This window comes from Sagittula sp. MA-2, assembly GCF_030126985.1.
GTDB lineage: Bacteria > Pseudomonadota > Alphaproteobacteria > Rhodobacterales > Rhodobacteraceae > Sagittula.
Genome location: NZ_CP126145.1, coordinates 4,494,732 through 4,516,898 on the forward strand (window position 1 = coordinate 4,494,732; position 22,167 = coordinate 4,516,898).

The window sequence follows — 22,167 nt, forward strand, 5'->3', positions numbered from 1 at the left end:
CGGGCGCCCCGCTGGCCGGGGCGTCCGCCAAGAAGGGTTGACGGCGGCACGGCACACCTCCTGTCACACCGGCGCCACACCCATTTTCCTTTGCGGACCAGTTCCTTGCGACCGAAGGTTGCCGCGGATACGCCTTCGCGCATGACCGTGCTTTTTCCCATTCGTGCCCTTGGTGTGCTCCTGTGTTCCGCGCTTCTGGCGGCCTGCGCAGCTCAGACTCCCGGACCTTCGGTCCCCTACCAGCGGGGCGCAAGCCTTGCCTCCGCCCGCGCGGCTTTCCAGAGCTGCCTTGGCCCCGCCCAGCAGTCGGGACAGAACACCATGGCCGGTCATTACATCGGCAGCGTGCTTTGGGGTGGTGTGGTCGTCGGCCCGATCTTCGTCGCATCGAACGCACCGGCGCTGCGCTACAACGGCGAGGTTTCCGGCATGGACCGCTGCATGAAGAAACGCGGCTTTACCCGGCGCGACCTGACCCCGCAGGAAATGCAGGCGCTGGAAGCCGCTGACCCGGTGACGCGGCGCGCGATCCTCGATCACCTCGTCGCTGGCGGCGCGCTGGACACGCTGCCGCGCGGCTGACACGCAGGCGCGCCGACCAAGGAAATCCGTCAAAATATCCCGACACCGCCCACGGTTGTGCACATTCTTGCCCGATTGCGCCGTCATCCTTCGATGAGAGTGGATGATGGGAAAACGACGATGTCCTCAGATATGACGATCCTCGCTATCGTGGCCGCATTCGTGACATATGCCACGGCACGCGCAAGCGGCTGGGAATTCAGCGCCAGCCGCTACCTCACCGAAAAGCTGGTGCGCGCGCTCTACAAGTGCGTCGGAGCGACCTACGCCGAGAAGAAAGCACCGCAGAAGCGCAGCACCGCCTGGGACTTCGTGAACTGAAGGCGCCGGGGACAGGCCCCGGCGCGTCGTGTTTCAGAGTTCCTTGTAGCTGATCTCGCGCTTGTCGGCCCCGGCGCCGACCTTTTCGCGACGGACGATCAGACGGTTCAGTGCCTGGATATAGGCGAGCGCCGACGCGACCACGGTGTCCGTATCCGCGGACTGGCCCGTGGCGATCACGCCGTCCTCTTCCAGCCGCACCGACACGGTGGCCTGCGCGTCCGTGCCAGCCGTCACCGCGTTCACCTGGTAAAGCTGGAGCCGCGCCATGTTCGGGTGCAGCGCGCGGATCGCCTTGAAGGTCGCATCTACCGGGCCGTCGCCTTCGCAGGTGGCCGTCAGGTCCTTGCCGTCGATCTCGAGCTCGACCTGTGCCTCGGCCGGGCCGCCCGTGCCACAGACCACCCGAAGATTGACGAGGGTGATCGCGTCGGCGCCTTCGGTCGTCGCGGATACAAGCGCGAGGATGTCGTCGTCGAAGACCTCCTTCTTGCGGTCGGCGAGGTCCTTGAAGCGGACGAAGATGTCCTTGAGCTGGTTGTCGCCCACCTCTGTCCCGAGGTCCTTCAGCTTTGCCCGCAGCGCGGCCCGGCCGGAGTGCTTGCCAAGCGGCAGCGAGGTGCCGGCAAGGCCAACGTCCTCGGGGCGCATGATCTCGAAGGTTTCCGCGTTCTTCAGCATCCCGTCCTGGTGGATCCCCGACTCGTGCGCGAAGGCGTTCTTGCCGACGATCGCCTTGTTCGGCTGCACCTGGAAGCCCGACACCGTCGCGACGCGGCGCGAGATGTGCATGATCTTCTTCGTGTCGATCTGCGTGTCGAAGGGCATGATGTCGTGGCGGACGCGCATCGCCATCACGACCTCTTCCAGCGCGGTGTTGCCTGCGCGTTCGCCCAGGCCGTTGATCGTGCATTCGATCTGACGGGCACCGGCCTCCACCGCGGCAAGGGAGTTCGCCGTCGCCATGCCGAGGTCGTTGTGGCAGTGCGTGGCAAAGACCACCTCGTCGGCTCCCGGCACCGTCTCGATCAGGCGGCGGATCAGGTCGGCGCTTTCGCGGGGCGCGGTGTAGCCCACCGTATCGGGAATGTTGATCGTCGTGGCACCTGCCTTGATGGCGATCTCGATCACGCGGCAGAGGTAATCCCACTCTGTCCGTGTCGCGTCCATCGGCGACCACTGCACGTTGTCACACAGGTTGCGGGCGTGGCTCACGGTCTGTTCGATCCGCTCGGCCATCTCGTCCATGGTCAGGTTCGGGATGGCGCGGTGCAGCGGCGAGGTGCCGATGAAGGTGTGGATGCGCGGACGCTCCGACTTCTTCACCGCGTCCCAGCAGCGGTCGATGTCGGGAAGCTGGGCGCGGGCGAGGCCGCAGATCACGGCGTTCTTCGACCGTTCGGCGATCTCGGACACGGCGCGGAAGTCACCCTCGGACGCGATGGGAAAGCCCGCCTCGATGATGTCGACACCCATGTCGTCCAGAAGCTCGGCGATCTCCAGCTTCTCCTCGTGGGTCATGGTGGCGCCGGGGGATTGCTCGCCGTCGCGGAGCGTGGTGTCGAAGATGAGGACGCGGTTGCTGTCGGTGCTCATGGTCTTGATTCCTCAGATGCTCGGTTTGGAGGCCGGGGTCACGTCGGCGTCTCCGGAATTGGGTTCGCCCCTGGGCTCGATCAGGAGGACCTTCACCTCCTCCTCGGCGCGGGGCCTGTGGGTCTGTCCGGCGGGCACGACGACGATCTCGCCCGCGCGCACCGTCACCGGGTCGCGGTCGTCGTATTCCATGACCATCTCGCCCTCGAGAACAAGGAAGAAGTCATCGGTCGTGTCATGCTTGTGGAACGGGAATTCTCCCTGGAATTTCACCACCATGACGTCGTTGCCATTGTAACCGGCGACTACGTGCGGGTCCCAGTGGGTGGAGAACAGGGCCAGCTTTTCAGCCAGATTTATCGCTTTCATGAAGTGTCCTAACTCGTGCGTGAAGTGGGTCGGCGCGTCACACATGTCCTCTGAGCACGCGCGCCGATCGGGCCACGCTCAGAGGCGAGTTAGCAGCAGGTCCAGGCCACGCGCAAACGGCGCCGGAAGGCGCTGGATGGTCGCGATATGGGCCAAGGTCATCATGGCCGTCACTATACGGACGGAATCGTGAATGAAAACCCATGAAGTTCGCGAAATGATGCCGGGGCGGTCCGGCGGTTCTTTGCGGGTGGGCCGAGTTGGGGCATACTCGTTGAAAACAGGCAGGGCAGGGTGATGATCAGGACATGGGTAACGGCGGGCGCGCTGGCTTTGGGCATCGTCCCCGGCGCGGGCCGGGCAGAGCTTTCGGTCGCGGAAGTCTACTTCTTCGGCAACTCGCTGGTGCATCACCTGAGCGAGCAGTCGAAGCTGACCAACGTCCCGCACTGGATGAACGAGCTGGCGAAGGCGGACGGGCGGTCGTTCGGTGTCGACGGCCAGTGGGGGTTTTTGCGAAACTTCTCGGACGGGCTGCCGCCCACCGCCAACTGGTCCTTCGAAGGTGTGCCGGGCGTGTGGGGGCCGTCGCAGGGGTCTTTCGGCGATGCGGGCTTTGACGCGGTGCTGGTGACGCCCGCGAATTTCATCCAGTACCAGTTGCCCGACGTGCCCTACGAGGGCGACAACCCCTCTGGCGAAACGCCTCTGGGCGCCATGCAGAAGCTGTTCGACTGGGTGCACGAGGAAAGCCCCGAGAGCGCGCTCTACGTCTATGAAGGCTGGGCGGAGATGGACGGCATCACCGGCCGCTTCCCCCCGCGTGAACGGGCGTTCGAGACCTACCACGAGGTCAACCGGGGCGATTATCACCAGTGGTATCTCGACCTGATCGGAATGCTGGAGGTCACGCGCCCCGACTACGAGGTGGAGCTGATCCCCGTCGCCTCCGTGCTGGCGGGGCTGATGGCGGAGGGTGGTCCGCTGGCCGACGTTCCGCCCGCGGATCTGTACGAGGACAGCGCCCCGCATGGTACCGCGTCGCTGTATTTCCTTGCGGCCATGGTCACTTACGCCTGGATCTACGAGGTGCCGCCGCCGGAGGGATACCGCCCGCCCGCGACGCTCCTGCCCGAGGTGGTGGAGAACTACGCCGAGATCGCCCGCCTGATCTGGGCGGCCGCCCCGGAGCGCGAGGCACGGGCGCCCGCCGAAACCGGGGGCGCAGAGGCGGTCGTGGAGGAGGCCGAGGTCGCTGCCGCCGACCTGCCGGAGCGTGAGGCGGTGATCCTGCCGCCCGCGGGCATCCGGCCCGATGGAGTGCCGTCGCTGGGCATGGGGCTGAACGGGATCGCCGACTGGTCGACCCAGCATCCCTTTGTGGACATGATGAAATCCGCGCGCGGCTGGGTCGGTCACACGGCGGAGGGCTGGGGCGCGATATCCACCGTGGAACTGCGGGCCGGTGGCTACCTCGACGAGAACGACTGGCCGGTGCGTGTCCCGGAAGAGGCGACCGCGTTGGAAGCGGTGCTGCTGACCGACCAGAACCCGGATCAGTCCTGGCTGCGCGGGTCTTACGTGCTGCGCTACGAGGGCACCGGAGAGTTGAAGCTGTCGGGCCGCGCGAAGCGGGTGCGCTATGACGAGCACGAGGTGGGCTTCTTCTACGAGCCGGGCGAGGGGGTGGTGGGCGTCAGGATCACCGAGACCTCGGCCGACGATCCGATCCGCAACATCTCGGTCGTGAAGGAGGAGCTGGTGCCGCTGTGGGAGGCGGGCGCGCTCTTCAACCCCTTGTTTCTTGATACAATTCAGGACGTTCGGGAAATCCGGTTCATGGACTGGATGATGACGAACGGCTCTCCGGTGATGACCTGGGAGGACCGTCCGGTCATGGAATTGTCGACGTGGAGCGAGTGGGGCGTGCCGCTTGAGGTGATGATCCGGCTGGCCAACGTGATCGGCGCCGACCCGTGGTTCACCATGCCGCACCAGGCCGACGACGCCTATGTCCGGCAGTTCGCCGAGATGGTGGAGCGCGATCTGGACCCCGGGCTGAAGGCCTATGTCGAGTACTCCAACGAGGTCTGGAACCAGATCTTTCCGCAGGCCGTCTATGCGCGGGAGCAGGCGACGACCCTCTGGGGTGAGAGCGAGATGGGCTGGATGCAGTGGTACGGGCTGCGCTCGGCACAAGTGATGGACATCTGGACCGAAGTTTACGGCGATGCGGCGCAGGACCGGCTGGTCCGCGTGGCGGCGACGCACACCGGCTGGCCGGGGCTGGAGGAGAACATCCTCGTGGCGCCGCTGGCCTATCTGGCGCTGGGCAAGAAGCCGGTGGAAAGCTTCGATGCCTATGCGGTGACGGGCTATTTCGGGTACGAGATGGGCACCGAGGAAATGGCCCGACGGATGGACGGGTGGCTCGACCAGTCGGAGGAACTGGCCACCAAGGCCGGAGAGGCCGAGGGCCTGCGCCGTGTCGCCCTGCGGGAGTTCGTGAAGGACGCGCGCTTCGAAGGGGCCATCGCGCCGGTGGCCAAGGCCTTGGAAGAAGGGTCTTTATCGCAACTCGTTAACGAAGTGTTCCCGTACCACGCCGACGCGGCAATGAAATACGACCTGACGCTGGTGATGTACGAAGGCGGCACCCATGTCGCCGGGCATGGCGCGCGGGTGAACGACGAACGGCTGACGGCCTTCTTCCGGGAATTCAACTATACCCCTGAAATGGCGAAACTTTACGAGATCCTGATGGGCGGCTGGGCGGCTGCCGGGGGCACGCTGTTCAACGCCTTCGTGGACGTGGCGCCGGCCACGCAATGGGGGTCCTGGGGCGCATTAAGACATCTTGAGGATTCCAACCCGCGCTGGGACATGCTGATGGCCTACAACGCCAGCGGACCCCAGTGGGAAACCCGCGATCCCGTTGTTTTCGAAGACGGAATCCGCGCGCTGGGCTCGGGCTCGGACGAGCGGGTGGAGGGCACGGCGGCAGAGGATTACCTCGTCGCGCTGGGCGGGGACGATATTATCCTGACCGGCGGCGGCGCGGACGTGGTGCACGGCGGGGCCGGGCGCGACGTGGTGGTGCTGCCCCTGCCGCAGGAAAGTTATGAATTCCAGCAGGTTGGCGACCGGCTGGAGGCCACGGGCCCGGATGGCACGATCCGCATGGCCGGGGTCGAGGTGCTGCGATTCGAGGTCGAGAACGGCCCCGACATGGCGGTCGAGAGCCTCGGGGGTTAACCCGCCGCCCGCGGCGTTCATCCTCGCCCGTTAACCCAATCTTATGGTGAGTCCCGGCCGGTTCAGCCCCTCGAACCGGCCGGTTGTTAACCATGGAATCCGGCGATAGCGGCGCGATCCGGCAAAAATCCGGGGTTCGCCCCGGTCGCGCCGGAAAAGCGCACTGACGCGTCACACGTTTCCGTGAACACAGGGACGAATTCCGCCGCACCTCCTCCCGAAGGCGTCCTCAGGAGCCCTTCTTGGAGAGGCGCCGGATTTCTTCCACCAGCACCTCTGCCCCTAGGGAGGCGCGGAACTTGTCCTCTATATGCGCGCGGCCCGCGGCAGAGAGGCGGAGCAGCGCGTCGGGGTCGCCCGCCAGCGCGCGGATGGTGCGGGCCAGCTGCCCGGGGTTCTTCGGTTCGACGAGATAGCCGGTCGAACCGTCGTCGATCAGCTCGCGCACCCCGCCCGCGTCGGTGCCGATGGTGGGGACGCCCATGGACATCGCCTCCATGTAGGCGACGCCCAGCGGTTCGTGCCAGGAGGCGAGGACGAAGAGGTGGGCCTCTTCCAGCTTGGCCTTCACCTGCTCGGCCGAGATCGCGCCCAGAAGCTTCACGTGGTCCTGCAGGCGGAGCTTCTTGAGATGGGCCTCAAGCTCCTGCCGGTAGCCGGTGCCGCCGTCGTCGTCTTCGCCCGCGATCTCGACCCGCACGTCGGTGCCCTGGTCGATGAGCTGGCGGGTGGCGGTCATCAGGTCCTGATGGCCCTTCACGATGTTGAGCCGCGCGCAGGAGAAGATGCGCAGCGGGCGGCCGTGTTCCGGCGGGGCGTACGGGGCCTTGCGCGACAGGATGTCGGTGTCGACGCCCATGGGCCGCACGATCAGCCGTTCGGGCAGGTCGCCGGCGAGTTCCTCGTGCACCTCGGCCAGCAGCTTTTCGGTGATGACCGTGGCAAAGGAGGCGCGGCGCCACTTGAAGCGCTGGCCGGGGCCGTAGTCGGACAGCGGGCCGTGCAGCGTCAGCGAGTAGTTCGGCCCGCCCATGCGGTGCGCCAGCGCGGCGATGAAGGCGGCGCGGGCGGCGGAATGGGCGTGGATGTGATCCAGTTGCAGGCGGCGCGACGCGGCATGAAGCCGGTCGGCGGCGGCGAGGCAGACGGTCACGTCCTTCATGAAGGTGCGCGGTTCCGACAGCACCCATTTCGCCAGACCCTTCGGCAGAAGCCTGGCGATGGCGGCGCTGGCGCGGAACGGGTCGAGACGGCCGAGATACGTGGTGCGGGCGATGGCCTCTCCGGACCAGTCGTGCGAAATGAGCCCTGCGGGGGGTCTGCGTGTGGAAAAGACGTGAACGGAATGCCCCATCGCTTCGAGCGCCTTGATTTCGCGCCAGAAGAAGATGTGAGTTTGTCCCGGGAATTGCGGGACCAGATAACCGATGCGGAGGCCTTGCGGCACGAATGATTCCCTGAAGTTTGGCAGCCCTGCCCTCCCACAGACAGGTGGGCCAACTATTCCGGGGGGTATCATCATTTGGCCATAGTTAACTGAAAGTAAGGGTCTGCCACCGACCCGGTTTTTCCTGGGGTGTGGCGCAGCGGGTACGGGTTCGTGCGTAAGAGTGACAACACATATGCGATGCGGGCGGCGGTGATCGTCCCGGCCAGCAACGAGGCGGCGCTGATCGGCGGCTGCCTTTCGGCGCTTGTCGCGTCGGAGTGGCCCGGCCCGGATGGCGTGGAGGTCATCGTGGTGGCCAACGGCTGCACCGACGACACGGCCGAGCGGGCGCGGGACCATGCCGGGGCCTTTGCCGCGAAGGAGTGGCGGCTGACGGTGCTGGAGCTGGCGGAGGGCGGCAAGCTGGGCGCTCTGAACGACGGCGACGCCGCGGTGTCGGCGCCGGTGCGGATCTACCTCGACGCCGATGTGACGGTCGGGCCGGGGGTGATCCGGCAGGTCGTCGAGGCGCTGGAGGTCGACGCCCCGCGCTATGCCAGCGGCCGGGTGGAGATCGCGGCGGAGGGCGCGGTGTCGCGCGCCTACGCCCGGATCTGGCGGCAGGTGCCTTTCATGGCGGCAGGTGTGCCGGGATGTGGTCTGTTCGCGGTCAATGCCGCGGGCCGCGCGCGCTGGGGGGCCTTTCCCGACATCATTTCCGATGACACCTTCGTGCGGCTGAACTTTACTCCGGAAGAGCGGGTGCGGGTCGACGCCGCCTACCGCTGGCCAATCGCCGAGGGTTTTTCCCGGCTCGTGCGTGTAAGACGCAGGCAGGATGCCGGTGTCGAGGAGATCGGGCGTATGTACCCGCAATTGCTGAAGAACGAGGACAAGGCGCCGCTGGGGGCGGGCGCGAAGCTGCGGATGGCGCTGCGCGATCCGCTGGGCTTCGGCGTCTATTCCGGTGTCGCGCTGGCGGTGAAGGCCACCCGCGGGCGGCAGAGCGGCTGGAGTCGCGGGCGATGATCGCGCTGTCGAGGCTGCGCGGCGGGTCGCTGGGTGCGCGGGTGATGCGGTCCTCGCTGCTGACGGTGGGGGGCTTCGGCTTCAGCCAGATGGTGCGGCTGGCGTCGAACCTGATCCTGACGCGGCTGCTGTTCCCCGAGGCCTTCGGCCTGATGGCGCTGGTGATGGTCTTCCTGATGGGCCTGCACCAGTTCAGCGACGTGGGCGTGGTGCCCGCGATCATGCAGTCGAAGCGGGGCGACGACCGGGATTTCCTCGATACGGCGTGGACCATGCAGGTGGTGCGCGGCTTCGGCCTGTGGGTGGTGGCCTGCGCGCTGGCCTGGCCCGCGGCGCAGTTCTTCGGGGCGCCGCAGCTGGCGCACATGCTGCCGGTGGCCGCACTGACGCTGGTGATCGACGGGTTCAGGCCGACCAAGATGGTCACCGCGAACCGCCACCTGATGCTGGAGCGGGTGACGCTTCTGGACATGGTCACGCAGCTTTCGGGCGTCGTGGCCGCGATCCTGCTGGCGTGGTGGTGGGGCAGCGTCTGGGCGCTGGTCGCCTCGGCGCTGGTCGGGTCCTGCGTGCAGCTTTACCTCAACACCCGCTTTCTGCCCGGCGTGCGCGACCGCCTGCGCTGGGACCAGAGCGCCGCGCAGGAGCTCATCTCGTTCGGCAAATGGGTCTTCCTCGCCACCGTGTGCGGGTTCTTCTACAATCAGGCCGACAAGATCCTGATGGGGAAATTCCTGCCGCTCGACGTGTTCGGCGTCTACAACATCGGGTTCTTCTGGGCGTCCTTCCCGCTGATGCTGGGCTACATGGTGACGCAGAAGATCCTGATCCCGATCTACCGGGAGGCCCCCCCGCGCGCGAGCGCCCGCAACTTTGCCAAGCTGCGCAAGATGCGGGTGATCGTGACGAGCCTGCTGATGGTCTTTGTCGGCATCTTCTCGGTACTGGGTGTGTGGCTGGTGGGAATGTTGTACGATGACCGTTACGCGGCGGCGGGGGCGGTGGCCGTGGTGCTGGCCTGCGCACAGATGCCGTTGCTGATCGTGATGACCTACGACCAGGCGGCGCTGGCGGCGGGCGACTCGCGGCGGTTCTTCTACCTGGCGCTGACGCGCGCCGTGCTGATCTGGATCGGCCTGATCGTGGGCGTCTGGGAGCACGGCCTGCTGGGAGCGCTGATCGGCATGGGGGTGGCCTACCTGGCTGCCTACCCGGCGGTGGTCTGGCTGGCCGTGCGCATGGGCGCCTGGGACGCCGCGCATGACGTGGGTTTCGCATTGGTTGCAGTATGTTTAACATCGCTCGCATTGTGGGTAAATTGGGGCGCAATTGTGGCATTGGCGGCCATGTGACCCCACCCCTTCGGATAGGTCGATTATCAGTACGACCTGCCGCGATTCAAATCAGGGTGCCGCATTGTGCAGCACCCGGAGACAAGGCCCCGGCAAATAAGACCATTTGCGGGGGATTACCTAAAAATCGCCGTATTCACCCCGCATTTACCATTCAGGGTGGTGGCGTAGTGAGGGGCATGGTGTGTTGGGCATGACGGACGCTTACGGCGAGAACGACATCGCAATTGTCGGGATGGCGGCGCATCTTCCGGGTGCGGCGGATATCGACGCCTACTGGCGCAACCTGCGCGACGGGGTATCCTCCATCCGGCGCCTTTCCGAAGAAGAGCTGCGCGAGGCGGGCGAAGATCCCGGCCTGATGCGCCACCGCGACTACGTCCCCTTTGCCGCGCCGCTCGACGGGTTCGAGATGTTCGACGCGGACTTCTACGGGCTGTCGCCCAAGGACGCGGGCGTGATGGACCCGCAGCACCGCCAGTTCCTTGAATGCGCATGGGAGGCGCTGGAGACCGCGGGCCACGTGCCCGAGGGCTTCGACGGCCGGATCGGCGTCTTTGCCGGCTGCGGGATGGGATCGTATTTCTACTTCAACGTCTGTTCGAACCCGGACCTCGTGGACAGCACGGGGATGTTCCTGCTGCGGCACACCGGGAACGACAAGGACTTCATGACGACGCGCCTGTCGCACATCCTGAACCTGAAGGGCCCTTCGGTGAACCTTCAGACGGCGTGTTCGACCTCGCTCGTGGCGGTGCACTACGGGGTGCAGGCGCTGCTGAACGGCGAATGCGACATGGTGCTTGCGGGCGGCGTGACGATCGAGCTGCCGCAGAACCGCGGATACCTTTACAAGGAGAACGAGATCCTCAGCCCGGACGGCGCCTGCCACGCCTTCGACCACCGCGCGCAGGGCACGGTGTTCGGGTCCGGCGCGGGGGTCGTGGTGCTGCGCCGCATGGCCGACGCGGTGGCGGACGGCGATCACATCTGGGCGGTCATCAAGGGCACGGCGGTCAACAACGACGGTTCGGCCAAGGCGGGCTACCTCGCCCCTTCGGTGGAAGGGCAGGCGGAGGCCATCGCCGAGGCGCAGGCCGTGGCGGGCGTCACCTCGGACACGGTGGATTACGTGGAATGCCACGGCACCGGCACCTATCTGGGCGACCCCATCGAGGTCGCCGCGCTGACGGAGGCCTTCCGCGAGACATCGGAGGCGGTGGGCCATTGCCGCATCGGGTCGGTCAAGACCAACATCGGGCACCTCGACACGGCGGCGGGCGTCGCCTCGCTGGTGAAGGCGTCGCTGGCGCTGCATCACCGGCAGATGCCGCCCTCGCTGGGCTTCGAGGCGCCGAACCCGGCCATCGGGTTCGAGGGCTCGCCCTTTTTGGTGAACGACCGGCTGACCGCCTGGGAGCGAGGGGCGCATCCGCGCCGCGCCGGGGTGAACTCGCTTGGCGTGGGCGGGACGAACGCGCACGTCGTGTTGGAAGAGGCGCCGGAGATCGCCAGCGAAGAAAGCGACTGGCCGTTCCAGATCCTGACCGTCTCGGGCCGGTCGAAGGCCGCGCTGGAAGACAACGCGGCGCGGCTGGCGGCGCATCTGCGCGCCCATCCCGAGCAGAAGCTGGCGGACGTGGCCTATACGCTGCGCGAAGGCCGCCGGGCGTTCGAAAAGCGCATGGTGGTGGTCGCCGAGAGCCACGAACAGGCGGCGCGCTACCTCGACGGCGACGCGCGGCGGCGGCACCTGCACGAGGCGCTGGAACGGCCCGAGGTGGTCTTCATGTTCCCCGGCGGCGGCGCGCAATACGCGGGCATGGCGCGCGACCTCTATGAGACGGAGCCGGTCTTTGCGGAGTGGATGGACCGCGGGCTGGAGCATCTGGCAGGGCTTGAGGCGGAGGCCGCGGGCGGTCTGGCGGCCGAGAAGGCGCAGACGCTGAAGGCGCTGTGGCTGCCGGAGACGGCAGAGGACGTGGCGGCGGCGGACCGGGCGCTGCTGCGCCCCTCGGTCCAGCTTCCGCTGATCATGATCACCGAATACGCGCTGGCGCAGATGTGGATGGGCTGGGGCGTCACGCCGGTGGCGCTGACCGGCCATTCCATGGGCGAGAACACGGCGGCCTGCCTTGCGGGCGTGATGTCCTTCGAGGCGTGCATCGGTCTCGTGCACCTGCGCGGACGGCTGTTCGACACGGTGGAGCCGGGCGGGATGCTGTCGGTCGCGCTGTCGGCGGATGCGCTGCGGCCGATGCTGGGCGACGCGCTGGACCTTGCCGTGGTGAACGGCCCGGGGCTGTCTGTCGCCTCCGGCCCGGTGGCGGCGCTGGAGGACCTGCGCGCGCGGCTGGAGCGCGAGGGCATCGACTGCCAGCGCATCGGCATCGACGTGGCGGCGCACAGCCGGATGCTGGAGCCGATCCTTGCGGAGTTCGGGGCATACCTGCGCGGGCTGGAACTGCGCGCCCCGGTGCTGCCGCTGACCTCCAACGTGACGGGCGCGCGGATGACCGACGCGCAGGCCACGGACCCGGACTACTGGGTGTCCCACCTGCGCAGCACGGTGCTGTTCGGCGACTGCATCGGCGCGGTCGCGGGCGAGGGGCGCGTGTTCCTCGAGGTCGGGCCGGGCAAGGCGCTGTCCTCGCTGGCGCGGCAGCATACTTCGGTCGCGGCGCAGGCGGTTCTGTCGAGCCTCCGGCACCGGGACGAGGACGTGCCCGACGACCGTTTCATGTTCGAGGTGCTGGGGCGGCTGGCCGCGCTGGGCGTCGAAATCGACTGGGGCCAGGTCTGGGGCGAGGCGCGGCGCAAGCGCGTGGTGCTGCCGACCTACGCCTTCCAGCGGCAGAGCTATTTCATCGCGCCGGGCACCGCGCGGACGCAGGGCTCCACCTACCTGATGCGCAACGACGAGATCGAGAGCTGGGGCTGGAAGCCGGTCTGGCGCCCGCGCGCGGCAGAGGTCGAGGTCGACGTGGCGCACGGGCTGGAGGACGCGGAGCGGCAGGTCTGGCTGGTGTTCCGCGACGAGGCGGGCGTGGGCACGCGGGTGTCCGCCCGGCTGCGCGCCGCCGGTCATGACGTGGTCGAGGTGCGCCCCGGCGACGCCTTTGCCCGGCTGTCCGACGGCAACTACGTGCTGGCGGCGGAGCGCGGGCGCGAGGGCTATGACCTGCTTGTCGCGGACCTTTCGGCGCGCGGCCTGCTGCCGACGCGCATCGCGCACCTGTGGCTTCTGACGGAGGGCGAGGGGCACCGGCCCGGGTCGTCCTTCTTCCACCGGGTGCAGGAGCAGGGCTTTTACGCGCTGCTGTTCCTTGCGCAGGCGCTGGAGGCGGAGAACACGCCGCGCCCGCTGCACCTGACGGTCGTGACCAACGGCGCGGCCCGGCTGCGGGACGAGGCGCTGCCCTACCCGGCAAAGGCCACCATCGCCGGTCCCGCACGGGTCATGCCGAAGGAGCTGTCGGGTGTCACCGTCTCTACCCTCGACGTGGTGCTGCCGGTCGCCGGGGAGGCGCCGTTCTGGGCGCGCACCAAGGCGGAGGCGGCGCGCGCCGCCGCGCTGGATGCGCTGGATACCCGCGTGCTGGAGGAACTGCTGGCCGAGCCGGGCAACCGCATCGCCGCGCTGCGCGGCGACCGCCGCTACGAATGCGCGATGAAGCCGGTGGCCCTGCCGCCGGCACAGGAGGTCCCGGAGGGCGGCGTGGTGCTGATCACCGGCGGCTTCGGTGGCATCGGCCTGACGCTGGCGGGCGATCTGGCCAAGCGCGGTGCGAAGCTGGCGCTTCTGGCGCGCAAGGCCCTGCCGGAGCGGTCGGAGTGGGACGATTACCTGATGCGCCACGCCCCGCAGGACGCGGGCGCCCGGCGCATCCGGGCGGTCTTGGCGCTGGAGGCGCAGGGCGCCGAGGTCATGGTGCTGGCCGGTGACGTCTGCAACGCGTCGCGGATGCGCGAGGTCCGCGCCGAGGTCGAAAAGGCCTATGGCCGGATCACCGGCATCGTGCACGGCGCGGGGGTGATCGACGACGCGCCGATGCTGGCCAAGACACCGGCCAGCGTCGAGGACGTGTTCACGCCGAAGATCCACGGCACCGACGTGCTGGGCGAGGTCTTTCCCGACGGCGATGCCGACTGGATGGTGCTGTTTGCCTCGTCCTCCACCGTGACGGCGCCGGCCGGGCAGGTGGATTACGTCGCCGCCAACGAATTCCTCAACGCCTTTGCGCAGGCGCGGTCCGGCAAGACGCGGGTTGTGGCGCTGAACTGGGGCATCTGGAACGAGGTCGGCATGGCGGCAGAGGCCGTGGCCGCGCGCACCGGCGACCTGCCGAAACCGCCGGTGACGGATGTGGCGCTGCCGATGCTGGACACCGCCAGTTTCGACGCGCAGGGCAACCGCGTCTTCCACGCCCACTGGTCGGTGAACGACTGGTGGATCGGAGAGCACCGCACCCGCGCGGGCGACGCGCTGCTGCCCGGCACCGGCTACCTGACGCTGGCCGCCCATGCGCTGCGCGCCCACCACGAGGACGGCGCCTTCGAGGTGCGCGACCTGAACTTCCTGCGGCCGCTGAAGGTGGCGGAGCAGGGCACGCGCGAGGTCAAGGTGCGGCTGGAGCGGACGGATTCCGGCTATGATTTCGCGGTGCTGGCGGATGTGAGCCTGAACGGGCGGCACGGCTTTGCCGCCCATGCCGAAGGGGCGCTGTCGCTGATGCCGCTTTCGCGGCCCGAGGCGCTGGACCTCGACGCGATCCGCGCGCGCTGCGTGTCGAAGCGGGACGGCGAGGGCGGCAAGATGACCGCCGCGCAGGAGGTCCATCTGGCCTTCGGCCCGCGCTGGAAGGTGCTGGACCGCACGGCGCTGGGCCGGGGCGAGGGCATCGCGGAGCTGTCGCTGGGCGCCGTGGCGGAGGGCGACCGCTGCCTCCTGCACCCGGCGCTTCTGGACATCGCGACCGGCTGGGCGATGGACCTGATCGAGGGTTACCAGGCGATGCACCTCTGGGTGCCGGTGCGCTATGCCTCGGTCAAGGTGCATGCGCCGTTGCCCGACCGCATCGTGTCGTGGGTGCGCAACGCCGCCGAGAACCGCGCCGACCGCGCGGCGGCGTCCTTCGACGTGACGCTGTGCGACACGGACGGGACCGTCGTGGCGGAGATCAAGGGGTTCACCATCCGCAAGCTGGACAGCCCGGACGCCCTGTCGGCCACGCGCCTGACCTCGGCGGAGGTGGAGTTCGACGAACCGGGTGCGACGCAGGCCCTGTCGCCCGCGGAGGAACGGCTGGCCCACAACCTGTCGCAGGGCATCCTGCCCGACGAGGGGGCAGAGGCGTTCCGCCGGGTCCTGGCCTCGGGCGAGCGGCAGGTGGTGGTGTCCTCCATGGATCTGCCGTCGCTGGTCCGGCAGGCGTCGGTGGTGGAAAGCGTGGCGAGCCAGTCCTTCGACCGGCCGCAGCTGGACAGCGACTTTGTCGCGCCGGAGGGCGAGATCGAGGTGCGGCTGGCGGGCTTCTGGCAGGACCTGCTGGGCGTGTCGAACGTCGGTGTCGAGGACAGCTTCTTCGACCTCGGGGGGCATTCGCTGATCGCGGTGCGGCTGTTCGCCATGGTCAAGAAGGCGTTCCGCGTCGACTTCCCGATCTCGGTCCTGTTCGAGGCGCCGACGATCCGCGCCTGTGCCCGCCTGATCGAGGCGGAGATCGGCCCGGTCGGCGGCGATACCCCGGACGTGCAGGCCGCGCCGGTGCGGCGGTTCAAGCACCTCGTCGCCATGCACGACGGCGACGGCGGCGCGCAGCAGCCGTTCTTCCTGATCGCGGGCATGTTCGGCAACGTGCTGAACCTGCGCCACCTCGCGCACCTGCTGGGCACCGACCGGCCGTTCTATGGCGTGCAGGCGCGCGGGCTGTACGGCGGCGAGGCGCCGCACGAGACGATCGAGGAGGCGGCCCGCGACTACATCGCCGAAATCCGGCAGGTGCAGCCGGAAGGGCCCTACATGCTGGGCGGGTTCTCGGGCGGGGGGATCACCGCCTACGAGGTCGCCCGGCAGCTCGAGGCCGAAGGGCAGGCGGTGTCGCTGGTTGTCCTTCTGGACACGCCGCTGCCGCAGCGCCGTCCGTTGTCGCTGCCCGACCGGCTGATCATCCAGGGCCACAAGGCGCGCGAGAAGGGGGTGCTGTATCCCTTCGTCTGGGCGCGGAACCGCATCGCCTGGGAGTTTGCCAAGCGCCGCCAGTCCGGGGTGACGGAGGAGGCGCACGGGTTCCACAACGCCGAGATCGAGGCGGCCTTCTACCGCGCGATCTCTGCATACAACGTGCATCCATGGGATGGGCGGCTGGTGCTGTACCGTCCGCCGCTGAAGGGCAAGTGGCGGGTGTCCGGCGGAAAGCTGGTCAACTCGGAACGGACCTACGTGCTGGAGGACAACGACTGGCGCACGGTGGCGCCGCAGGTGGAGGTCCACGAGGTGCCGGGCGACCACGATTCCATGGTGCTGGAGCCGAATGTCCGCGTCCTGGCGGCGCTGATGCGCGACGCCATCGAGGCGGCGGAGGCCGGGCAGCGCGGCGGCGGAGAGGTGCTCCGCTTTCCGGGGCACGCGGCGGAGTAGGTCATGGCGCGTGTGCTGGTCGTATCGCTGAACTACCGGACCCCGGAGATGACGCTGCGGTCGCTGCGCGCGGCGCTGGGCGCGCTGGACGGTGTCGAGGCCGACGTGGTCTGCGTCGACAACGACAGCGGTGACGGGTCTTTCGAGGCGATCCGGGACGCGGTGGAGGCCGAGGGGCTGGACGTGCGCGTGATCCAGTCGGGCCACAACGGCGGCTTCGGCGCGGGCAACAACGTGGGCATCGCGGCGCGGATGGCGGACGGGTCGGCGCCCGACTACGTCTACCTGCTGAACTCCGACGCCTTTCCCGCGCCCGGTGCGATTGCCGCGCTGGTCCGCCACATGGAGGCGCATCCGGACACCGGCATCGCCGGGTCGCGCATCGTGGGCGAGGACGGGGAACCGCACTGGACCGCCTTCCGCTTCCCCTCAGTCGCGTCGGAGCTGGAGGGCGCGGCGCGCCTCGGCCCGATCACGCGGATGCTGGAGGCGCACAGGGTGCCGCTGGGTGTGCCCGAGGCGACCCGCCCCGTCGACTGGCTGGCCGGGGCCTCGATGATGATCCGACAAAGCCTTCTGGACCGCATCGGCGGCTTTGACGAGACCTTCTTCCTCTACTTCGAGGAGACCGACCTGTGCCTGCGCGCGGCGCGTGCCGGGCACGGTACACATTATGTATGCGAAAGCGAAGTGATGCACATCGGCTCTGTCTCGACGGGGATGCGCCGGTGGCAGCGGGTGCCGGGCTTCTGGCTGGACAGCCGCTGGCACTACTTCTCGAAGAACCACGGGCGGGCCTATGCCATGGCCGCGACCGCCGCGCATGTGGCCGGTGGCCTGCTGTGGCGGCTGAGGGTGCTGTTGCAGAAGAAGCCGCCCGCCGATCCCGCGCATTTCCTGCGCGATCTCGTGAAACACGACCTGAATGCCATGCTGCGCCCGCTTCCGGCGACAGCCGGCCCGCAACGGAGGGAAGACCATGCCCGCGTTTGACTGCGTCCTGATGGGAAACGAATCTCTGCTGGTGCAATGCGCCGAGATGGTGCTGAAGCGCGGCCACCACATCCGCGCGGTTGTCACGAAAAGCGATGACGTCCGCCGCTGGGCGTCGGGGCGCGGGCTGCGGGTGGAGCACTACGGTCCGGGCCTGTCGGAGCGGCTGGGCATCTTCGACTGGCTCCTGTCCATCGCCAACCTCGAGATGATCCAGGACAACGTGCTGCGCTGCGCGGTGTCGGGGGCGGTGAACTTTCACGACGGGCCGCTGCCGCGCCATGCCGGGCTGAACGCGCCGGTCTGGGCGCTGATCGAGGGCGAGACGACGCACGGTGTGTCCTGGCACATGATCGACGGCGGCGTGGACGAGGGCGACGTGCTGGTGCAGCGCGGCTTTGACGTGACGCCGGAGGATACGGCGCTGACGCTGAACACCAAGGCGTGGGAAGCAGCGATCGGCTCTTTCCCCGAGGTTCTGGACCAGTTGGAGACCGGCCTGAAACGCCAGCCGCAGGACCTGTCGCAGCGCAGCTATCACGCTCTGAAGGACCGGCCCGCGGGCTTCGGCCTTCTGGATTTCACCCGCCCCGCGACCGAGCTTGAGCGGCTGGTGCGCGCGCTGGATCACGGGCCCTACTGGAACCCGCTGTGCGCCGCGAAGCTGCGGTCGCGCGATGCGCTCTGGCTGGTGGGCGGCGCGCGGGTCGAACAAAGCCACGCCGCGCCCGGCACGGTGCTGGAGGCGGGCGACCGGCTGGTCGTGGCCTGCGGCGGCGGCGCGCTGGTCCTGACAGGGCTGACGCGCATCTGCGGGATGCCGGCGGAGGCGTCTGAGATCGCGGCGGTGGGCGACGTGCTGCCGCTGGGCGCGGACGGCACGGTGACGGACGCGGTGCGGGCAGAGAAGGCGGCGCGCGCGGCCTTCCGCACTTATGCGCCGGCGACGGTGCCCGGGGCGGGCGGCACGCCGGGCGACATCCGCGCGCTGGAACTGGAGAACGTGACGGAGGCGGCGGTGTCGCTCTGGGCGCGGCGGGTCACCGGGCTTGAGGCCGCGGACCTTGCGCGCGCCTGGCACACCGGCAGCGACCTGGTGTCCGACTGGGCGCTGTGGCGCTGCGGTGCGGAGCCGTCCGAGCCGCTGCCCTTTGCCACCGACCTCTTTGCCCGCGCGCCGGAACTGTCCTGGCCGGAGATGCCGGAGATCGGCGTCAGCCACGGCGGCCACGTCCCCGGAACGGTGGTCACGGTGGACCTGCAGACCCGGGCGCTGACCTACGACGCGGGCCGCCTTGCGCCGCGCATGGCCGAGATCCTCGCCGCACGGCTGGAATGCTGGGCCACGACGCCCGAACTGCCGCTGCCGGAGGCGGAGCGTGCGCTGGTCGTGGACGAATGGAACCGGACGGAGATGGCGCATGACCGCGCCCTGACCATGCAGACCGCGTTCGAGGCGCAGGTCGCCCGGACGCCCGACGCCGTGGCGCTGATCTTCGAGGACACGAAGCTGACCTACGCCCAGCTCAACGCCCGCGCCAACCGCGCCGCGCACCTTTTGCGCGAGATGGGCGTGGGGGCCGGGCAGGTCGTGGGCCTGTGCACCTCGCGCTCCGTCGACCTGATGGTCGGCGCGCTGGCGATCCTGAAGGCGGGCGGGGCCTATCTGCCGATGGACCCGTCCTATCCGGCGGACCGGCTGCAGCACTTCGTCGAGGACAGCGGCGCCAAGGTGATCGTGACGCAGGCCGCGCTGGAAGCAAAGCTGCCCCGCCACGACGCGGCACTTCTGGTGCTGGATGCAGAGCCGCGGCTGTCAGACATGCCGGAGGGTGATCCGGCGCCCGTCAGCGGGCCGTCCGATCTTGCATACATGATATATACAAGCGGCTCGACCGGCAAGCCCAAGGGCGTCATGGTCGAACACCGCAACGCCGTGAACTTCTATGTCGGCATGGACCAGCACATCCCGGCAGAGGGCGTCTGGCTGGCCGTCACCTCGCTGTCCTTCGACATTTCGGTGCTTGAGCTGTTCTGGACCACGGCGCGCGGCATGACGGTCGTGCTGACCGGCGACGAGGACCGCGGCATGATCTCGAAGGGGCCGATGCCCACGGTCGGCGGCATGGACTTCTCGCTTTACTACTGGGGCAACGACGACGGCGCGGGCCGGGACAAGTACGCCCTGCTGCTGGAGGGCGCGAAGTTCGCGGACGAGAACGGATTCGTCGCGGTCTGGACGCCGGAGCGGCACTTCCACGCCTTTGGCGGGCCTTACCCGAACCCCTCCGTCACCGGCGCCGCCGTGGCGTCGATCACGAAGAACATCGGCGTGCGTGCCGGGTCGGTCGTGGCGCCGCTGCACCATCCCGCCCGCATCGCGGAGGAATGGGCGGTCATCGACAACCTGACCAACGGGCGCGCGGGCATGGCCATCGCCAGCGGCTGGCAGCCCGACGACTTCGTGCTGCGCCCCGAGAACACCCCGCCGGAAAACAAGCCCGCGATGATGCGCGACCTCGACACGGTGCGGAAGCTCTGGCGCGGCGAGGCGGTGGCCTTCCCCCGCAAGGACGGAACCCTGCACGAGGTGGTGACCCAGCCGCGCCCGGTGTCCTCCGAACTGCCGGTCTGGGTGACGACGGCGGGCAACCCGGCCACCTGGAAGGAGGCGGGCGCCAACGGCTGCAACGTGCTGACCCACCTGCTGGGTCAGTCGGTCGCCGAGGTGAAGGGCAAGATCGACCTCTACCACGCGGCGCTGCGCGAGGCGGGGCATGACCCGGCGGACTTCAAGGTGACGCTGATGCTGCACACCTTCATCGCCGACACCCGCGACCACGCCCGCGAGATCGCCCGCGGCCCGATGAAGGACTACCTGAACTCGGCGGCGGGCCTCATCAAGCAGTACGCCTGGGCCTTCCCCGCCTTCAAGCGGCCGGAGGGCGTGTCGAACGCCTTCGACCTGCAGCTCGACGGGCTGGAGCCGGACGAACTGGACGCGATCCTCGACTTCGCTTTCGAACGCTACTTCAACGACAGCGGGTTGTTCGGCACGGTGGAGGACGCGCTGGCGCGGGTCGAGGAGGTCCGGGCCATCGGCGTGACCGAAGTGGCCTGCCTGATCGACTACGGCATCGACCGAGAGGTGGTGCTGGAGGGGCTGCGCCCGCTCGCCAGGGTGGTGGCAAAGGCCAACGAGGCCCGCGCGCTGGCGCCCGACGACTTCTCCATCGCGGCGCAGATCGTGCGGCACGGCGTGACCCACCTGCAATGCACCCCGTCCATGGCGCGGATGATCGCGCTGAACGACGAGGCGCGCTTCGCTCTGAAGGGTGTGCAGCATGTATACCTGGGGGGCGAACCGCTGCCCGGCGCGCTGGTGGCGGAATTCGCCCGCATCACCGGCGCCACCGTCACCAACATGTACGGCCCGACGGAGACGACGATCTGGTCCTCCTGCACGCGCGCCGCCCCCGGCGAACAGGTGGTCAACATCGGCCTGCCGCTCGCCAACCAGCAGCTTTACGTGCTGGACGAGGCGCAGCAGCCGGTGGGCATCGGCATGGAGGGCGAGCTCTGGATCGGCGGCGAGGGCGTGACCCGCGGCTACTGGCATCGGCCCGACCTGACCGCCGAACGCTTCGTGCCGAACCCGTTCCACCCGGGCCGGATGTACCGCACCGGCGACCTCGTGCGCAGGCGCCCCGACGGGCGGATCGACTTCGTCGGCCGGGTCGACCACCAGGTGAAGCTGCGCGGCCACCGCATCGAACTGGGCGAGATCGAGGCCGTGCTCGAGGCGGTCGCCGGCGTCACCCAGGCCGTTGTCATGGCGCGCGAGGACACGCCGGGCGACATGCGGCTGGTTGGCTATTACACCGGCGCGCCGCAGGACGAGGCCGCGCTGAAGGCCGCCATGGCCCGGGACCTGCCCGCCTACATGGTCCCGGGCCGCTTCGTGGCGCTGTCCCGCTTCCCGCTGACGCCGAACCGCAAGGTCGACCGCAAGGCCCTGCCGCGCCCCGAAGCCATCGCCGTCCCGAAAGCCGCGCCAAGGCCGCAGGCCACGCCCAAAGCCGCCCCGGCCCCTGCGCAGGTGGCCACCGGAGCGGGCGCCGACGCCCAGGCCGTTCAGGCGCAGGTGGCGGCGATCTGGGAACGCTTCCTCGGCGTGCAGAAACCGAAAGGCTCGGACAACTTCTTCGACCTGGGCGGCCACTCGCTGCTGGCCGTGCAGGTCCACCGCGCCATCCGCGAGGAACTGGGCGCGGTGAAACTGTCGATCACCGACATCTTCCGCCTGCCGGTGCTCTCGGACCTCGGGAAGAAGGTGGCGGAACTGGCAGGCCCCGTCGTGCCAAAGGCGGTGCCCGCGCAGACCAGGGCAACGGCCCCGGACCCGGTCAAGGTCGCGCAGATGCCCGAACAGACCGCCGCCACGCGTGCCAGTGCCCGCTCCGACGCCATGGCGCGCCGCCGCGAAATGCGCAGCCGCAGACGCGCGTGACCTGTGCCGCCCTCCCCCTGCCTTCATCTTGGCCGAAATACCTCCGGGGGGTCCGGGGGGCGGCGCCCCCCGGCGGGTCGGGCCGCGTCAG

General features: G+C 68.7%; 11 protein-coding genes. 8 read left to right on the forward strand and 3 right to left on the reverse strand.

What is annotated here, in order from left to right; translation table 11 throughout:
- Positions 1-141 precede the first annotated feature (141 nt).
- Positions 142-582, forward strand: coding sequence for a hypothetical protein (locus tag QNI11_RS21940; RefSeq protein ID WP_283981772.1), 441 nt, complete (start codon positions 142-144; stop codon positions 580-582).
- A 120-nt stretch (positions 583-702) separates the two neighbouring features.
- Entirely contained in the window at positions 703-903 is a 201-nt protein-coding gene (locus QNI11_RS21945) for a hypothetical protein (protein WP_157814968.1), read from the forward strand.
- Positions 904-936: 33 nt separating this feature from the next.
- Here QNI11_RS21945 and QNI11_RS21950 read toward each other — a convergent pair whose 3' ends face one another.
- Positions 937-2,499: a 2-isopropylmalate synthase gene (locus tag QNI11_RS21950; RefSeq protein ID WP_100928785.1), complete on the reverse strand. Its 1,563-nt coding sequence runs from the start codon at positions 2,497-2,499 to the stop codon at positions 937-939.
- Positions 2,500-2,511: 12 nt separating this feature from the next.
- Positions 2,512-2,868: a cupin domain-containing protein gene (locus QNI11_RS21955; RefSeq protein ID WP_283981774.1), complete on the reverse strand. Its 357-nt coding sequence runs from the start codon at positions 2,866-2,868 to the stop codon at positions 2,512-2,514.
- A 297-nt stretch (positions 2,869-3,165) separates the two neighbouring features.
- Between QNI11_RS21955 and QNI11_RS21960 the strand changes: the two genes are divergently transcribed.
- A complete protein-coding gene (locus tag QNI11_RS21960; RefSeq protein WP_283981775.1) occupies positions 3,166-6,123 on the forward strand; it encodes a calcium-binding protein in 2,958 nt (985 codons plus the stop codon).
- Between the two features lie 229 nt (positions 6,124-6,352).
- Here QNI11_RS21960 and epsE read toward each other — a convergent pair whose 3' ends face one another.
- Positions 6,353-7,570 (reverse strand): exopolysaccharide biosynthesis GT4 family glycosyltransferase EpsE, encoded by a 1,218-nt coding sequence (epsE, locus tag QNI11_RS21965; protein WP_283981776.1) that lies wholly within the window; start codon positions 7,568-7,570, stop codon positions 6,353-6,355.
- 180 nt (positions 7,571-7,750) lie between these two features.
- Here epsE and QNI11_RS21970 point away from each other — a divergent pair, with 180 nt between their 5' ends.
- The 5 genes from QNI11_RS21970 (at position 7,751) to QNI11_RS21990 (ending at position 22,076) form a co-directional block, all read left to right on the forward strand.
- Complete coding sequence (locus QNI11_RS21970; RefSeq protein ID WP_283983549.1) at positions 7,751-8,581, forward strand: glycosyltransferase family 2 protein; 831 nt, start codon at positions 7,751-7,753, stop codon at positions 8,579-8,581.
- Positions 8,578-9,933, forward strand: a complete 1,356-nt coding sequence (locus tag QNI11_RS21975) for an oligosaccharide flippase family protein (RefSeq protein WP_100928789.1) — start codon at positions 8,578-8,580, stop codon at positions 9,931-9,933. Before QNI11_RS21970 ends, QNI11_RS21975 begins: the two co-directional genes overlap by 4 nt.
- A 193-nt stretch (positions 9,934-10,126) precedes the next feature.
- Positions 10,127-16,573 (forward strand): type I polyketide synthase, encoded by a 6,447-nt coding sequence (locus QNI11_RS21980; RefSeq protein ID WP_283981777.1) that lies wholly within the window; start codon positions 10,127-10,129, stop codon positions 16,571-16,573.
- 3 nt (positions 16,574-16,576) lie between these two features.
- On the forward strand, positions 16,577-17,566 hold the full coding sequence (locus QNI11_RS21985; protein WP_283981778.1) for a glycosyltransferase family 2 protein: 990 nt from the start codon (positions 16,577-16,579) through the stop codon (positions 17,564-17,566).
- Positions 17,553-22,076, forward strand: coding sequence for a MupA/Atu3671 family FMN-dependent luciferase-like monooxygenase (locus tag QNI11_RS21990; protein ID WP_283981779.1), 4,524 nt, complete (start codon positions 17,553-17,555; stop codon positions 22,074-22,076). Before QNI11_RS21985 ends, QNI11_RS21990 begins: the two co-directional genes overlap by 14 nt.
- The last annotated feature ends 91 nt before the right edge of the window (positions 22,077-22,167 follow it).